13 protein-coding genes are annotated in these 14673 nt (G+C 71.0%); 6 read left to right on the top strand and 7 right to left on the bottom strand.

Annotated elements, in window-relative coordinates; translation table 11 throughout:
• Positions 1-81: 81 nt before the first annotated feature.
• Entirely contained in the window at positions 82-1329 is a 1248-nt protein-coding gene (locus V5F53_RS06735) for a threonine/serine exporter family protein (protein WP_393996726.1), read from the bottom strand.
• A gap of 217 nt (positions 1330-1546) precedes the next feature.
• Here V5F53_RS06735 and V5F53_RS06730 point away from each other — a divergent pair, with 217 nt between their 5' ends.
• The 3 genes from V5F53_RS06730 (at position 1547) to V5F53_RS06720 (ending at position 4964) form a co-directional block, all read left to right on the top strand.
• Complete coding sequence (locus V5F53_RS06730; protein WP_509212979.1) at positions 1547-2758, top strand: histidine-type phosphatase; 1212 nt, start codon at positions 1547-1549, stop codon at positions 2756-2758.
• A 219-nt stretch (positions 2759-2977) separates the two neighbouring features.
• A complete protein-coding gene (locus tag V5F53_RS06725; RefSeq protein ID WP_393996728.1) occupies positions 2978-3715 on the top strand; it encodes a YoaK family protein in 738 nt (245 codons plus the stop codon).
• Positions 3716-3830: 115 nt separating this feature from the next.
• Positions 3831-4964, top strand: a complete 1134-nt coding sequence (locus tag V5F53_RS06720; protein WP_393996729.1) for a cupin domain-containing protein — start codon at positions 3831-3833, stop codon at positions 4962-4964.
• 387 nt (positions 4965-5351) lie between these two features.
• Here V5F53_RS06720 and V5F53_RS06715 read toward each other — a convergent pair whose 3' ends face one another.
• The 3 genes from V5F53_RS06715 to V5F53_RS06705 all read right to left on the bottom strand — a co-directional run bounded on the left by V5F53_RS06715 (position 5352) and on the right by V5F53_RS06705 (position 9019).
• Positions 5352-6392 carry an ABC transporter ATP-binding protein gene (locus V5F53_RS06715; RefSeq protein WP_393996730.1) on the bottom strand — a complete coding sequence of 347 codons (1041 nt, stop codon included), beginning with the start codon at positions 6390-6392 and terminating at the stop codon, positions 5352-5354.
• Positions 6389-7939 (bottom strand): ABC transporter permease, encoded by a 1551-nt coding sequence (locus tag V5F53_RS06710; protein WP_393996731.1) that lies wholly within the window; start codon positions 7937-7939, stop codon positions 6389-6391. The genes V5F53_RS06715 and V5F53_RS06710 overlap by 4 nt, the downstream gene beginning before the upstream one ends.
• 87 nt (positions 7940-8026) lie before the next feature.
• Positions 8027-9019 (bottom strand): iron ABC transporter substrate-binding protein, encoded by a 993-nt coding sequence (locus V5F53_RS06705; RefSeq protein ID WP_393996732.1) that lies wholly within the window; start codon positions 9017-9019, stop codon positions 8027-8029.
• A 342-nt stretch (positions 9020-9361) separates the two neighbouring features.
• Between V5F53_RS06705 and V5F53_RS06700 the strand changes: the two genes are divergently transcribed.
• Positions 9362-10195, top strand: a complete 834-nt coding sequence (locus tag V5F53_RS06700) for an aldo/keto reductase (protein ID WP_393996733.1) — start codon at positions 9362-9364, stop codon at positions 10193-10195.
• Between the two features lie 17 nt (positions 10196-10212).
• Here V5F53_RS06700 and V5F53_RS06695 read toward each other — a convergent pair whose 3' ends face one another.
• From V5F53_RS06695 to cobS, 3 genes are read right to left on the bottom strand one after another with little or no spacing between them, the layout of a single operon-like run.
• Positions 10213-10941 carry a TIGR02281 family clan AA aspartic protease gene (locus V5F53_RS06695; RefSeq protein ID WP_393996734.1) on the bottom strand — a complete coding sequence of 243 codons (729 nt, stop codon included), beginning with the start codon at positions 10939-10941 and terminating at the stop codon, positions 10213-10215.
• A 15-nt stretch (positions 10942-10956) separates the two neighbouring features.
• Positions 10957-11256, bottom strand: coding sequence for a DUF1289 domain-containing protein (locus tag V5F53_RS06690; protein WP_393996735.1), 300 nt, complete (start codon positions 11254-11256; stop codon positions 10957-10959).
• A complete protein-coding gene (gene cobS / locus V5F53_RS06685; protein WP_393996736.1) occupies positions 11183-11974 on the bottom strand; it encodes an adenosylcobinamide-GDP ribazoletransferase in 792 nt (263 codons plus the stop codon). Before cobS ends, V5F53_RS06690 begins: the two co-directional genes overlap by 74 nt.
• Positions 11975-12299: 325 nt before the next feature.
• Here cobS and V5F53_RS06680 point away from each other — a divergent pair, with 325 nt between their 5' ends.
• Together V5F53_RS06680 and nagZ are read left to right on the top strand one after the other, a co-directional pair.
• Positions 12300-13553: a peptidoglycan DD-metalloendopeptidase family protein gene (locus V5F53_RS06680; protein ID WP_393996737.1), complete on the top strand. Its 1254-nt coding sequence runs from the start codon at positions 12300-12302 to the stop codon at positions 13551-13553.
• A 104-nt stretch (positions 13554-13657) separates the two neighbouring features.
• Entirely contained in the window at positions 13658-14671 is a 1014-nt protein-coding gene (gene nagZ, locus V5F53_RS06675) for a beta-N-acetylhexosaminidase (protein WP_393996738.1), read from the top strand.
• Positions 14672-14673 lie beyond the last annotated feature (2 nt).

Raw genomic sequence — 14673 nt, 5'->3', positions numbered from 1 at the left:
GTGTTCATTGCGCGCGCCTGAGACGCCTGCCTTGAACGCCGCCGTGGCACGCCGGTTCCCTCGATGGGCGCGATGCCGGCCTCAGCGGTCGCGGGCGCGGGGGGGGCGCCACCCCTCGATCGCCATCTTCGGCACGATCAGCCCCACTGTCATGGCGAGGATGATCAGCAGCGCCGAGATGCCGTTCACCACCGCCTCCACCACCAGCCGGGCCGGCGCGCCCACGCCTTGGGCGGTCAGTTCCACCAGAGCCGCCGCCGATTCGAACAGGAACACGCCCGGCACCATCGACACCACCGAGGCGAAGCCGAACGCGGCGAACGGATAGCGCAGCCGATCCGCCAGCACGGTCACCAGGACGCCCACGATCAGGCAGGCGGCGAGGCTGGCCGCCGCCAGGCTCACGCCCCAGGTCAGCAGCAGCCAGCGCGCGCCATGGGCGGCCATGCCCACCAGAACGGGCACCGGCAGCACCCGCCACGGCATGTTGAAGAAGGTGCCGTAGGCGGCCACCGCGAGTCCCGCCGCCGCCATGTCCCGATACCAGGGCACCACCGTCGCCGGGCCGGCCGCCGGCAGGGAGATGTCGCCGGCGGTGAGGCCGAGCAGCAGGCCGGCGCAGATCATGAGCACCAGCAGCCCCGCGAACATCAGCCGGGCCGAGCCGATGGTGATGCGGGCGCGGGCGAGGTCGATGGTGCCGTTGAGCACGTGCGGCCCCGGCACCAGCACCATGCAGGGGCACACCAGGACGAGCCGCGGGTCCACCCCGATGTCGGCGCGGATGGCGAGCACGCCTGCGACCCCGGCCAGCAGGGCGGCGCAGAAGGGCTGGGCCAGGGCATTGTGGGTCAGATGCGAGACCGCGCGCCGCAGCAGGGCGCCGCCGCCGGCGCTGAGGGCGATGACCGCCAGCGTCGCCGCGGTGGTGGCGCCGAAGATGACTCCCAAGGCCGCCGCGCCCGCCGCCGCCAGGGCCGCGAAGCGCACCACCGACACCGGCGGCATGCGGGTGATCCCGTCCAGCGCCGCCCGCGCCTGGCCGGGGTCCATGCGCCCCGCCTCCACTTCATCGATGATATGGAGCACGGCGGCGACCCGGCCCATGTCCACCGTGGTCGGCTTGGCCGGCAGAATGATCGGCACGCGCTGGTTGCTGACGAACAGCACCACCTCGCCCCAGCGCAGGAGCACATCCGCCTCGACGCCGAGGGCCGCGCCGAAGCGCCGGATGGTCGCCTCCGTGCTCTCGGAGGACTGCCCGTTCAAGAACAGGAGGCTGGAGGCGGTGGCGAGGAGATCTGCGGCGTCCGACGATTCGAAATGCACGGTGCTGCCCATTCGATGGCGCGGCGGGTGCGTTTCGGCTGGCCGCGAGGCAGGTTTCGGACTGTTCGGGCGGGTCCGTCAAGGGGCGTTCACGGGCGGGACGGAGCGGCAGGGGCGCGGTATCGCGTTGTTCCCCCGGCGCGGGGACGGTAAGCTGCGGCGTTCACGCGGGGGAGGACCGATGGCACCGCGCGCGGGTCTGTGTTGCGGCGGCGGGGTGTTCGGCGCCGTCGCCTTCGTTCTGCTGTTCGGCTCCTGGCTTGGTGCCGGTCCCCTCCGGGCGGAGGTGGTGCTGGAGCGCGTGGCGCTGGTCCAGCGCCACGGCGTGCGCGCGCCGGTGCAGTCGGCGGAGACCCTGGCGGGCTGGTCCCGCCGGGCCTGGCCGTCCTGGCCGGTGGCGACCGGCGATCTCACCCCCCATGGCGCGGACGTGGTGGCCCTGGTGAGCGCCGCGATGCGCGCCGCCTACGTGGCCAAGGGCGTGCTGCCTGCCGCCGGTTGCCCGGGCGGCGATCTGCTGGTGTGGGCCGACAGTCATGTCCAGCGCACGCGTGAAAGCGGACGGATGATGGCGGGGCAGCTGGCGCCCGGCTGCCCGGATGTGCTCCGCCATCGGCCCGCCGGGGCGCGCGACGCGGTGTTCGGAGGCGCGGGGGGCGCCTGCACGCTCGACCCCGACGAAGGCCGCGCCGCCGTGACGGCCCTTGTCGGCGGCGAGGATCTCCTGCTGGATGAAGCCTCCGACGCGGCGGTGCGCCGCGTGATCGCCCTTCTGGCTCCGCCGCAGCCCCTGGCACCGACGGGCTTCGAGGTGAAGCCGGGCGGCGTGTCCCTCACCGGCGCGCTGAGCGTGGCCACGCCGGCCTCGGAGATCTTCCTTCTGGAGTACGCGCAGGGCATGCCGGCCGGCGACGTGGCCTGGGGCGCCGGGGGCGATTCCGCCGCGCTCGCGCCGTTGCTGGCGGCCCGCAATCGCGGTGCGCTGATCGCCCGGGGCGTGCCTTATGTGGCGGCCCGTCAATCGGGGGTCATGGCGCGCGTCATGCTGGAGATGCTGTCGGGGGAGGCGAATGCCACCGATCCGCCGCTGGACGCCGGCATCCGGATGCTGGCCCTGGCTGGCCACGACACCAATCTCTCGAATCTCGGGGCGCTGCTGGGTGTGAGCTGGAGCCTGCCGGGGCAACCCGATGCCACCGCCCCGGCCACCGCCCTGGCGTTGGAACGCTGGCGCGACACGCAGAGCGGGGCGCTGCTGCTCGGCGTGACCGTGTGGTATGCCGAGCTTGAGGGAATGCGCGCGCTCGACCCGGCGAAGGTGCATGCCCTTGCCGTGCCGCTGCCCGGCTGCGGTCCGACGGGCCTCTGCCCCCTCCAGGCCTTGCGCGAGCGGATTCTCGCGCAGGTCCCGATGGCCTGTCGGGGGTAGATTCCTCATCTTCACGCGCATGTGAAGGGCCTGTCGCCGGTCAAGACCGCCCCCGCCACGCCAGGGCCAGCAGCGGGAGCGCCGCCATTTTGGTCGCGTGGCGTCCGGCGCAGGGTAGTGTTTTACCTTATTTGGGATATTGTGCCGCGTCTCCCCTCTGGTGAGGATCGGGCCCGCATCGGCCTGGGCGCGTTTGGGGCGGAACATGAAGGAGCTGTCGTGACTGCGATCATTCAGGAACATCCGGAACAGATCCGCTTTCCGCTGATGGAAGAGCGGACGGTGGGGTTTCTGCTCGCCCTGATGGCCGGGCTGCTGAACGCGTGGACCCTGGCCCACGCCCAGACCTTCGCCACCGTGCAATCCGGCAACGTGGTGCAGAGCGGTTACCGGCTGGTGCAGGGCGACTGGCAGGCGTTCGTCTTCGCGCTCGGCTCGGTCCTCGCCTTCGGCATCGGCTCGGCCGCCTGCGGCGCGCTGATGACCGGGATGCTGCGCCGCAAGCGGGTGTTCACCCCGGTGGTGCTGGGGTTCGAATGCGCGGCCCTGGTCGGCCTGGGCGTGGCCTCGCGGCTGGGTGTCATCGATCCGCACGTGGTGGCCTACGTGGTGTCGTTCGTCGCCGGCGCGCAGGGCAATGCCTTCCATAAGAATCATGGCATGCTTTACGGAAACGTGGCCGTGACCTTCGTCGTCCAGATGGCCTTCAACTTCCTTGTGCAGGGCGTGTTCAAGAAGGAGGGCATCAATGGTGAGCCCAACATGATGTGGGCCGGAATTTTCTTTTCGGTTCTGGTCGGCTTCGCCGGCGGCGGCGCCCTGGGTTTCTACATCGACCTGCGCGTGCTGGATCATGCCTCGCTGTTCCTGGCCGGTCTGCTGGCCCTGGTGCTGGCGGTGCGGGCGCTGCGCCAGCTGAAGCGTGCCGATCCCACCTCCGGCGGCCTGATCGGCTGAACCGCGCCGCGGCGGGGGGCCGGACGGTTCCGGCGCTCCGCCCGAGGGGCGACGAATTTCAATGCCCAATTTCAATGCCCAACGTCTCTGACCCCATCCAATGGAGAAGCATGCGATGACCGATCTGGTACAGCCCATCGTGGGCACGAGGGGCGCCACCATCGCGGGGCCGCGCAACCCGCAGGTCGAGGCGCAGAACCCCGACATCCTGATTCCGCCGCCCACCGACAACGGCGGCATCCCCAGCCTCAAGTTCCCCTTCGCCATGGCCCACAATCGCCTGGAGGATGGCGGCTGGGCCCGCGAGGTCACCATCCGCGAATGCCCGGCGCTGAAGGAGCTCGCCATCGTCAACATGCGCCTGGGACCGGGCGTGGTGCGCGAGCTGCATTGGCACAAGGAGGCCGAATGGGCCTATGTGCTGAGCGGTCGCGTGCGCTTCTACCTGGTGGACGACAAGCGCCAGGTGCTGATCGAGGATCTCAATCCCGGCGACCTGTGGCTGGCGCCGGCCGGCTTCCCCCACGCCATCCAGGGCCTGGAGGACGGCACAGAGTTCGTGCTGGTCTTCAACGACGGCAACTTCTCCGAGAACCAGACCCTGCTCCTCACCGAGCTGTTCGCCCACACCCCGCGTGAGGTGCTGGCGAAGAATTTCGGCGTGCCGCAGAGCGCCTTCGACGGCATCCCGCCGGCTGAGAAGTACATCTTCCGCCAGCCCGTGCCGGGTCCGCTCGATGAGGTGCGCGCCCAGCTCGGTGCCGTCTCCATGACCGGCAAGTATGTGTTCCGGGCGTCCGAGGTGCCGTTCAACAGCTTCGCCGGCGGCGGCACCAAGATCATCGACTCCAAGACGTTCCATGTCACCAACATGGCGGCGCTGGTGATCGACCTGGAGCCGGGCGGCATGCGCGAGATCCACTGGCATCCCGATGCCGATGAGATTCAGTATTACCTCGGCGGCAAGGCGCGCATGACGGTGTTCGACGCGGTCAGCAATGCACGCACCTTCGACTACACGTCCGGAGATGTCGGCTATGTGCCGAAGACGCTCGCCCATTATATCGAGAACGTCGGCGACGAGCCGATGCGGGTGCTGAACGTGTTCAATTCCGGCGAGTACAAGGACGTGTCCTTGAACCAGTGGCTGGCCCTGACCCCGGCGGACCTGGTCAAGGGCCATCTGGATGTCGGAAATCCGCTGATTTCATCGCTGCGCCAGGGCTATAGCCCGGTGGTGAAGGGATAGGGCCGGCGCGGGGGCGCGCGTCCGCGCCTCTGTTCGCTCTTCCGGCTTGATGGTGTCCAGCGACGCCCCGTGCGGTCCCCGCGCGGGGCGTCGCCCGTTTCGCCCACACCGACGCCGGGCCGCGGCCTCCGGGCGTCGCCAGCGCTGGAGTGTTCTGCACCGGGCGGGCCCTGCGGCAGGGGCTGCGGCTGCGTGATCCTGTCCCGTTGAAGGCCCGCGCGCCGCCGCGTCCTGCGGGCCACCGCACGGAGGCCGCGGACCCGCGTTGCGCAAGAAGGGGAACGGCGGCCTGTAGCCAGACGCCGGTGGCGGCGTTCAACGGCCGGCGGTGGTGTTCAAGCGCGGAGCGTTCTTGCTTGCGGCAGCGTTTGCGCGGCGGCGCGCGGTTTAGCCGTGCGCTGGCGCAGGGGCGTGCGCCACCACCACGGCCGGGGCGCGGGCGGCGATCCGGACCCGGTCGCCGGGGCGGAAGGGCGAGAGCGTCTCGGCGTCCACCTGCAGCTCGAGCCCGTGGTGACGCACCCAGAAGGTGACGTCGTGACCCTTGAACTCCCGCGCCACTACCTCGCCGGCACCGCCTGCCACGGCATCGAGAACGAGCTGCTCCGGCCGCAGCGAGAGCAGCACCGGCCCGTCGGCCGGGGTTGCCAGCGCCACTTCGCCGAACACGGTGAGCGCGGTGGCCGCGCGCGCCTCGGCCGGCACCAGATTGGTGCGTCCCAGGAAGCCGGCCACGAAGGCGTTGACGGGGCGCGCGTAAACCTCTTCCGGCGCGCCGATCTGCTCGATGCGCCCGTGCCGCATCACCGCCACCCGGTCGGCGAAGGACAAGGCCTCCTCCTGATCGTGGGTGACGAACACCGCGCCCACCCCGTTCTCGCGCAGGATGTCGCGAATCTCGCGGCGGGTGCTGACGCGCAGGGCGGCGTCGAGGTTGGAAAACGGCTCGTCCAGCAGGATCAGGCGCGGCATGCCGGCCAGCGAGCGCGCCAGTGCCACGCGCTGCTGCTGTCCGCCGGAAAGCTGGTCCGGAAAGCGGTCGGCAACCCCGTCCAGCCGCACCTTGGCGAGGAATTGCAGCGCCTGTTCGCGCCGCTCCGCCTTGGGCCGGCCGCGCAGGGCGAACGCCACGTTGTCGATGACCGACAGGTGGGGAAACAGCGCGTAATCCTGGAACACGATGCCGATGCGCCGGTGCTCCGGCGCCGTGGTGGTGATGTCCCGCCCCTCCAGGCGGATGACGCCGGTGTCGGGCGTCTCGAAGCCGGCGATCATGCGCAAGAGGGTGGACTTGCCGCAGCCCGATGGCCCGATGAGGGTGAAGATCTCGCCATGGCGGACCTCGAAGGCGGCGTCGAGCACCGCCGGCGCGGTTGCGGCGGCATAGGCCTTGCCGAGCCGTTCGATGGAAAGCAGGGGGGTGATCATCGCCCGCCCTCATAGCGGACCACGAGGCCCACGAACAGGCTGGAGAATGCCACCAGCAGCGCGGCATAGGGCGCCGCCTCATACAGCATGCCCTCGGAAGTGTAGGAGAACACGCGGGTGGCCAGGGTGGTGAAGCCCGGCGGCGCCAGCAGGAAGGTGATGGGCAGCTCCTTCACCACCACGATGAACACCATCAGCGCCCCGGCGATCACGCTCTTGCGCAGGCGCGGCAACGTCACCTTCGCGAAGGTCTCCAGCCGCCCATAGCCCAGCGCCCGCGCCGCCTGCTCGGGCCGCACGCCCATCTGCATCAGGGCGCTGCGCAGCGGGCCGATGGCCAGCGCCAGGAAGTGCAGCGCATAGGCGGCCACCAGCAGGGTCAGGCTCTGGTACACCCACGGCACCGCGCCAAGGGCGAAGAACACCAGCGCCAGACCGAACGCCAGCGGCGGCACCGCATAGCCCAGGTACACGAAGCGCTCCAGCATCGCCGTGCCGGGCGAGGGGTAGCGCACCAGCAGCACCACCAGCGGCACGGCGAGCGCACAGGCCACCGCGGCCGCCGGGGCGGCGGCGCTCAGGGTGTGCAGGAACACGCTGGCGAGCTGGCCCGCGGTGGCATCGAACGCCACGAACGACATCCAGTAGCCCAGGGTCAGCAGCGGCAGGCCGAGCGAGACGCCATGCACCAGCGCCAGGAAGGCATAGGCCAGCGGCCGCAGCCGGCCGAGCGGCACATCCCCCGCGCGCCGGCCGAGCCCGGTCCCCACCCGGGCGAGGCGCCGCCGGGCCGAGAGCCGGCTGGCGCCCAGCAGCAGCACCAGGGTCACCGCCAGCAGCATCAGCGACAGCCACGCCGCGGAGGTGCGGTCGAAGGCGGCGGAATATTGGGTGAAGATGGCGTAGCTGAAGACCTCGAACCGCATCAGCGCCACCACGCCGAAGTCGCCGATGACATAAAGCGCGGTGATGAGCCAGCCGGAGGCCAGCGCCGGCAGCAGGTGCGGCAATGTCACCCTGCGGAAGGTGGCCAGCGGCGCGCATCCCAGGCTGCGGGCGGTTTCCTCCAGGCCCGCGTCCATGCTCAGCAACGCCGCGCGCAGGTTGAGGAAAAGATAGGGGAAGATATAGAGCGTCAGCGCCGTCGCCGCGCCCAAAAGCCCTTCCGGGCGGGGCAGGCGCAGGCCGAACAGGGCATTGGCGAGGCCGCTATACCCAGCGAGGCCAATAAGCGCATAGGCCATCACATAGCCCGGCACCGCCAGCGGCAGCACCGCCAGCACCGTGAACAGCTTCTTGTGGGGCAGGTCGGAACGCGTGGTCAGCCAGGCGAGCGGCAGGGCGATGAGGGTGGAGAAGGCCAGCACCAGCCCCGTCAGCGCCGCCGTGTTGCCCATGAGCTCCAGGTTGCGCCAGCGGAAGACGATGCCCGACAGGGTGGCGGGATCGGCGGCGAAGGCCCGCAGCAACAGGTATCCGAGCGGCACCAGCAGCGCCGCCGCCACCATCGCGGCCAGCAGCCGCAGCCCCAGGGGCGGGCGCGCCACGCGCGGACGCCGGGGGAATGGGACGGGGGCGGGCCGGCCTTCGGCCGCCCCCGGAACCGACAGGGTCATGGGATGAGGGTCACAGGATCAGAGCAGGCCGACGTCGCGCAGCAGCTTCAAGGTGCCATCGAGATCGGCCAGCGCCGCCAAGTCCACCTTGGGCGTGATCTTCAGCAGCGTGTCATAGGATTCCAGGGTGGGGGGCACGGCAATGCCGGGGATCACGGCATATTCGTAGCCCTTCTCGGTGATGGTCTGCTGCGCGCCCTTGGACAGCAGGAATTCCACGAACTTCACCGCGTCGGCCGTGTTGTCGGAGGTGGCGAGCACGCCCACCCCGGAAACCAGCGGCAGGTTGCCGAGGTCGCCGGCCACGAAATGGGTCTGCACCACCGGATAGGCGGCGTCGCGGGCGGTGTAGCGGCCGAGGTAGTAGTTGTTGACCAGGCCGAAATCCACCTCGCCATTGGCGATGGCCTCGATCTGCGTGCCGTTGTTGCGATAGGCCTTGGCGCCGTTGGCCTTCATGGCCTCCAGCCAGGCCTTGGCCGCGGCCTCGCCCTCGATGGCCCGGAACGCGGTGATGAAGGCCTGGAACGAGCCGTTGGTGGGCGCCCAGGCGACCCGGCCCTTGTACTTCGGGTCGGTCAGGTCCTTCACCGAGGCGGGCAGCTCGGCCGGCTTCACGCGGTCCTTGGAATAGACCAGGGTGCGGGTGCGGGCGGAGGTAGGGGCCCAGGCGTCGGTGCCGGAGCGGAACGGCGGCGCCACCTCGGCGTTGACGGCCGCCGGCAACGGCGCGAACTGCGGCGCCAGGGTGATGAGCGAGCCGGCCTCCTGGCCCCAGAACACATCGGCCGGAGAGCGCGCGCCTTCCTCCTTCAGCAGGGTGGCAAGCTCCGAGGTGCCGCCGAAGCGGGTATTGACCTTGACCCCGCTCTCGGCCTCGAACTGCTTGATGAGTCCTCCCACCAGCGTCTCGCCACGGCCCGAATAGAGCGTGATCTCGCCGGCGCCGGCCACGGCCGGCATCAGTGCGAGGGCCAGCGTCGCGATTCCCTTTAGGAAGTATCTCTTCATGGAGTCCACCCTGAGTACAGTCTGCGCAAAAATATCTTCGAGGATCGTTCTTTAGAATAAATCTAATCTAGTGATCTGCTGCTTAACGTAAAGTGATGTGTTCTCAATTACTTTCGATGCGACGCGAGCGCAAGGGCGATCTCTTCACATTTGCGCATATGATCGCCCGATCCGCGATCTGAGAGCGTGAGGGTGAAGCGGTTTTTTGTTACCGTCTTCGCCTGCCGGCGAAAGCGCGTCGGTTCGCGCTTCGGTGAATCGCCCGCATGGGTTATGTCCGGAACCTGAAGCTCGTCCACCCAGGGAGACCGGCGCCGCGACACGCGCCGGAAAGGCCATCCGATGCGCAAAACCGTTCAGCTTCCCGGCGGCGAGGCCGTCTCCGCCCTGGGGCAGGGCACCTGGTACATGGGCGAGCAGGCCGGCTCCCGGGCGGCCGAGGTGGCGGCCCTGCGCGCCGGGCTCGACCTCGGCATCGACCTCATCGACACCGCCGAGATGTATGGCGAGGGCGGCGCCGAGGACATGGTGGGCGAGGCCATCGCCGGCCGTCGCGACACGGTGTTCCTGGTGAGCAAGGTCTATCCTCACAATGCCAGCCGCACTGGCGTGGTGGCGGCCTGTGAGCGCAGCCTCCGGCGCCTCGGCACCGATCGGCTGGACCTTTACCTTCTGCACTGGCGCGGCGAGCATCCGCTCGCGGAGACCATTGCCGGGTTCGAGGCCCTGCAGGCGGCCGGCAAGATCCGCCATTGGGGCGTGAGCAATTTCGACGTCGCCGACATGCGGGACCTCGCGGCGGCCGGCGGCGGCGGCTGCGCGGTCAACCAGATCCTTTATAATGTGAGCCGGCGCGGCCCGGAGTTCGACCTGTTCGCCTACCACGCGGAGGCGGGCATCCCCCTGATGGCCTACAGTCCCATCGAGCAGGGCCGCCTGCCGCGGGGCGGGGCATTGGGCCGCGTGGCCGACAAGCATGGGGTGGACCCGTTCCAGGTGGCGCTGGCCTGGGTGCTGCGCCGGCCGGACGTGATCGCGATTCCCAAGGCCACGCGCATCGCCCATGTGGAGGCCAATGCCCAGGCTGGCGCCATCGTGCTGGATGCCGACGACCTTGCCGCCATCGACAGTGATTTCCCGCCGCCGGCCGGCAAGGTGGCGCTGGAGATGATCTGAGGGCGCCGCGCCCGGCCTCAGGGCGCCGGCGCGCCGCGCATGATGAGCGTGTTACCGCGGAACTCGAAGGCTTCCAGCCTCGACAGGAAGCTCATGCCCAGCAGCGAATTGCGCAGCGCCCCGGGCGGCGACACCAGGGCCGGCACCCGCCGTTCGACGATGCCGCCGATGATGATGTTGTCGATGAGCACGGAGGCCGCCTTCACCCGGCCGTTGGCGGTTTCCACCGGCACGTCGTAGCGCAGGAAGTCCAGCGGCAGGCCGGCGGCTCGGGCGGCCTCCTGGGTCAGCACCACCGACGAGGCGCCGGTGTCCACCAGCATGTTGAGCCCCGCGCCGTTGACCGCCGCCCAGGCCGAGAACTCGCCGTTGCCGCCGCGCTCGATCTCCACCGTCACCGCGCCGCCGCTGGCCATGGTGAGGGCGCGGCCGGGCACGAGCTGGGCCATCAGCCGCTGGCCGAACTGCTGCAGCGGCGCCCGATAGGTGTAGACGCCGGCCAGCAGCACCGCCACCAGCAGCCAGAACAGCACCGCCAGCACGCTGTCGAGAAAACGGCCGTGAACGCGCGCCAGCAGCCCCGAGCCGATCCAGATGCCGATGGACCCCATCGCCACCAGGGCGCCGAACTGGTCGAGGCTCAGCCCCGCGACCTCGCCCTGTTCATGGTGCGCCACCAGCACCACGAGGCCGATCAGAAGCCCGGTCAGGAGAACCCACAGCAGGCGGTCACTGCGATTGGCCATTCAGCACCTGAGCGCTCAGGAAGGGAGGCCGGCCCGCGCGCGGCGCTGCGGCAGGCCGGCCATGATCTCGGCCCGCGCGCGCGGGGACAGCGCGGACCATGCGGCGATCTCGTCCAGCGTGCGCCCGCAGCCGGTGCACAATCCATGCGTCGGGCTGATCGCGCAGCGCTTCACGCACGGCGAGGCGGGGGACTGAGGGGCGGGGGCGGAGGACACCTGGGGTCGGATCTCCGAAACGGTTTCAGCCTCTGGAGAAGATAAGCACGGCGAGCAGGAACACAATCTCGCCGAGCTGCTGGGTGGCGCCGGCGACATCCCCGGTCTGCCCGCCGATCAGGCGCGCCGCCATCACCGCCATCGCCGCCAGCGCGGCGAGCGGGGCCAGCAGGCCGGCGAAGGTGGCGCCGACGCCGAAGCTCGGCACCAGGATCACGGCCACCACCAGCGCTGCGGTGAGGCCGCAGGCCAGCGCCGCGGCCGGTGCCGGCTGGCCGATGGCGGCGGAGGCGCCGTCCGAACGGGCGGAGGGCAGGGCACGTAGCATGAGGATGCCGGTCGCCCGTGCGGCGGCGGCCGCCGCGGCCAGCGCCAGCGCTGCCCGCAGCGGTCCGCTCGCCTGGATCAGCGCCTCGATCGCGCCGACGCGCAGGATCAGCGCCAGCACCAGTGCGGTGGCGCCGAACGAGCCGACGCGGCTGTCTCGCATGATGGCGAGGCGATGGGTCGTGTCCCGTCCGCCGCCGAAGCCATCGGCAGTGTCCGCGAGGCCGTCTTCCTGGAGCGCGCCGGTGATGAGCACCAGCACTGTCACCGCGAGCGCTGCCGCCAGGAACGGCGACAGGTGCGCGGCGCTCGCCGCCAGCAGCGCCAGCCCCCCCAGAGCTCCCAGCAGCAGCCCTGCCAGCGGGACGGCATAGGCCAGCCGGTCGAGGTCGGGGGCGGCGTGCGGGTCGGCGCCCCGCTCGGGCAGCGGCAGGCGCGAATAGAAGCGCAGCGCGGCGATGACATCCTCGACGATCGGCTTCAACGCCATCTGCGGTGCTTGTCCTGGGGAAAGCGCGGCGCCGGGGCGTCGCGACGGGGCCGGGAACGGGTGCGAATTTGGGACCCTGATTTGCGCTTCCGGTCAAGGCCCCCGGTGCGGGCCGAGGCTTCGCCGCTCCCCGTGACCGGGTGCCGGCGCGCCGCCCATGGCCGCGTGGCGCCATCGCGCGGGCGGCCGGGACACGCACTGTGTCGAATCTGCAACGGCGGCAGGAAAGTGTTCAGGGACGCTCCAGCCGGAGGTTCGCTTAAGGGCACGTTTACGCCTGCGACCTCTAATGGGCGGCAGTTCTGTTGCGTGCGAGTACGGTCACATGCGTTATTCCAGCGAGACCAAGGGGCGCCGCGTCATCGCGCGACTGGCCGTGATCGGGCTCATGTCCGGAACCGTTGCCGGTTGCAGTTCCGATACGGCGCGTTTCACCGGTTTCCCCGACTTCAATTTCGGCGGCACCCAGCCGCAGCCGGCGCCGGATGTCACCGGATCGCTCGGCGCCGCGCCCTCCGCGCGGGTGGATGGCGCCGCCCTGCCGCCGCCGCCCACCGGCGGGCCCAGCTCCTATGCATCGGCCGCTGCTGGCCAGCCCCTCTATGGCGCGCCCAACTATGCCGTCAGCGCGCCCAACTACGTGGCGCCCGGCTATACGCCGCCCTCCGCGCCGGTGGCCCCACGGGTGGCCGGCGGCACTCATGTGGTGCAGGCCGGAGAGACGCTGACCTCGGTGGCGCGCATCTATAATGTGAAGCCCGAGGTGCTCGGCGCGGCCAATAATATTTCCCCGGGCAAGACCGTGCGCACCGGCCAGACGCTCGTGGTCCCCACCGGTGGCGCACCGGTTGCGGCCCCGGCGGTGGCGCAGATGCAGGCGCCCGCGCCCGGACTTGCGGCGGCGCCCCGCACCCTTGGCACCGTGCCTGCCCCGGCACCGGCCGCCGTGGCGGCCGCCAAGCCGCTGCCCGCACCGAGTTCGGTTCCCGCGCCCGCGCCCATGACGGCGGCGGCCAAGCCCGCGCCCGCCAAGCCGGCGGCGACGCTGGCGGCGGCGCCGCCCATGAGTTCCACCCTTTCGGCGCCCACGGCCGCGGTGGCCCGGGCTCCGGCCCCGGCGGTGGAGCCCAAGGTGGAGACCGCCGCCAAGGTGAGCGCGGTGGCCGAGGTGGAGGATGCCCCGCGCGCCGCCGGCAGCGGCCCGCAGTTCCGCGCCCCGGTGCGCGGCCGGGTGGTGTCCTCGTTCGGGCCCAAGCCGGGTGGCGCGCGCAATGACGGCGTCAATTTCGCGGTGCCGGAGGGCACCGCCGTGCGCGCCGCCGAGGACGGCGTGGTGGCCTATGCGGGCAACGAGCTGAAGGGCTACGGCAACCTGGTGCTCATCAAGCATGCCGACGGCTACGTGACCGCCTATGCCCATGCCAGTGCACTGGACGTGAAGCGCGGCGACACCGTGCGCCGCGGCCAGATCATCGCCAAGGCCGGCCAGAGCGGCAGCGTGCAGAGCCCGCAGCTCCATTTCGAGATCCGCAAGGGATCGACCGCCGTCGATCCGTCGCGATACGTGGCCGGCCTCTGAGCCGGTCCACGGCGGAATTCTTCACGGCCGGGCTTGTCCCGGCCGTTTTCATGTGGGCGTCGCGCCACCTTGACGCCACGCGCGGACGCTCATAGGGGCACATCATGTCATCACGGGCTTTCATCGCCGGCTGTGCCGGCCTTGCTCTTTCCGCGGAGGAACGCCGCTTCTTCGCGGCCTCCGCGCCCTGGGGCTTCATCCTGTTCGCCCGCAACGTGGACCACCCCGCCCAGGTGCGGGCGCTGGTGGCGGACCTGCGCGACGCCGTGGGCTGGGCCGCGCCGGTGCTGATCGACCAGGAAGGCGGCCGGGTGCAGCGCCTGCGCCCGCCCCATTGGCCGCAGGACCCGCCGGCCGAAGCCTTCGGCACCCTCTATCTCGCCGACCCGGCGGCGGCGCTGGAGGCGGTGCGCCTCAACTCGCGCGCCATCGCCGCCGACCTCCTCGACCTCGGCATCGACGTGGATTGCCTGCCGGTGGCGGACCTGCGCCACCCGGACGGCCACGGCATCATCGGCAACCGGGCCTATGGCACCGAGCCGGCGGCGGTGGCGGCCCTGGCGCGCGCCGCCGCGGAGGGCCTGCTTCAAGGTGGCGTGCTGCCGGTGCTGAAGCACATTCCCGGCCATGGCCGCGCCCCGGCGGACAGCCACGAGCGCCTGCCGGTGGTGCACGCGCCGCGCGCGGAATTGGAGGGAAGCGATTTTGCCGCCTTCCGCGCCCTCAACGACCTGCCCCTCGGCATGACCGCCCATGTGGTCTATGCCGATATCGACCCCGCGCGGCCCGCCACCACCTCGCCGGTGGTGCTGGACGAGATCGTGCGCGGCGCCATCGGCTTCGACGGCGCACTGATGAGCGACGACCTGTCCATGGGCGCCCTGGCGGGAGCCCTGGCGGAGCGGGGCGAGGCGGCGATCGCCGCCGGCTGCGATCTGCTGCTCCACTGCAACGGCCGCCTGGAGGAGATGGTGGAGGTGGCCGCCGTAGCCCCGCCGCTGGCGGGGGCGGCGGCGGTTCGCGCCGCGCGGGCGCTGGCCCTGCGCCAGCCGGGACCGCCGGTGGACAGCGCGGCGCTGCGGGCGGAGGTGGCGCGCCGGCTGGGCGCGCGCGCCTGACC

It is taken from the genome of Xanthobacter cornucopiae (assembly GCF_043195065.2).
Taxonomy (GTDB): domain Bacteria; phylum Pseudomonadota; class Alphaproteobacteria; order Rhizobiales; family Xanthobacteraceae; genus Xanthobacter.
This window is presented reverse-complemented; position numbering and strand designations above follow the sequence as displayed.

Coding starts and splice junctions, on each gene's coding strand:
- V5F53_RS06680 (WP_393996737.1), top strand. CDS start 12,300: ATGCGTTATTCCAGCGAGACCAAGGGGCGCCGCGTCATCGCGCGACTG.
- V5F53_RS06690 (WP_393996735.1), bottom strand. CDS start 11,256: ATGTCGCCGGCGCCACCCAGCAGCTCGGCGAGATTGTGTTCCTGCTCG.
- V5F53_RS06720 (WP_393996729.1), top strand. CDS start 3,831: ATGACCGATCTGGTACAGCCCATCGTGGGCACGAGGGGCGCCACCATC.
- V5F53_RS06700 (WP_393996733.1), top strand. CDS start 9,362: ATGCGCAAAACCGTTCAGCTTCCCGGCGGCGAGGCCGTCTCCGCCCTG.
- nagZ (WP_393996738.1), top strand. CDS start 13,658: ATGTCATCACGGGCTTTCATCGCCGGCTGTGCCGGCCTTGCTCTTTCC.
- V5F53_RS06705 (WP_393996732.1), bottom strand. CDS start 9,019: ATGAAGAGATACTTCCTAAAGGGAATCGCGACGCTGGCCCTCGCACTG.
- cobS (WP_393996736.1), bottom strand. CDS start 11,974: ATGGCGTTGAAGCCGATCGTCGAGGATGTCATCGCCGCGCTGCGCTTC.
- V5F53_RS06695 (WP_393996734.1), bottom strand. CDS start 10,941: ATGGCCAATCGCAGTGACCGCCTGCTGTGGGTTCTCCTGACCGGGCTT.
- V5F53_RS06715 (WP_393996730.1), bottom strand. CDS start 6,392: ATGATCACCCCCCTGCTTTCCATCGAACGGCTCGGCAAGGCCTATGCC.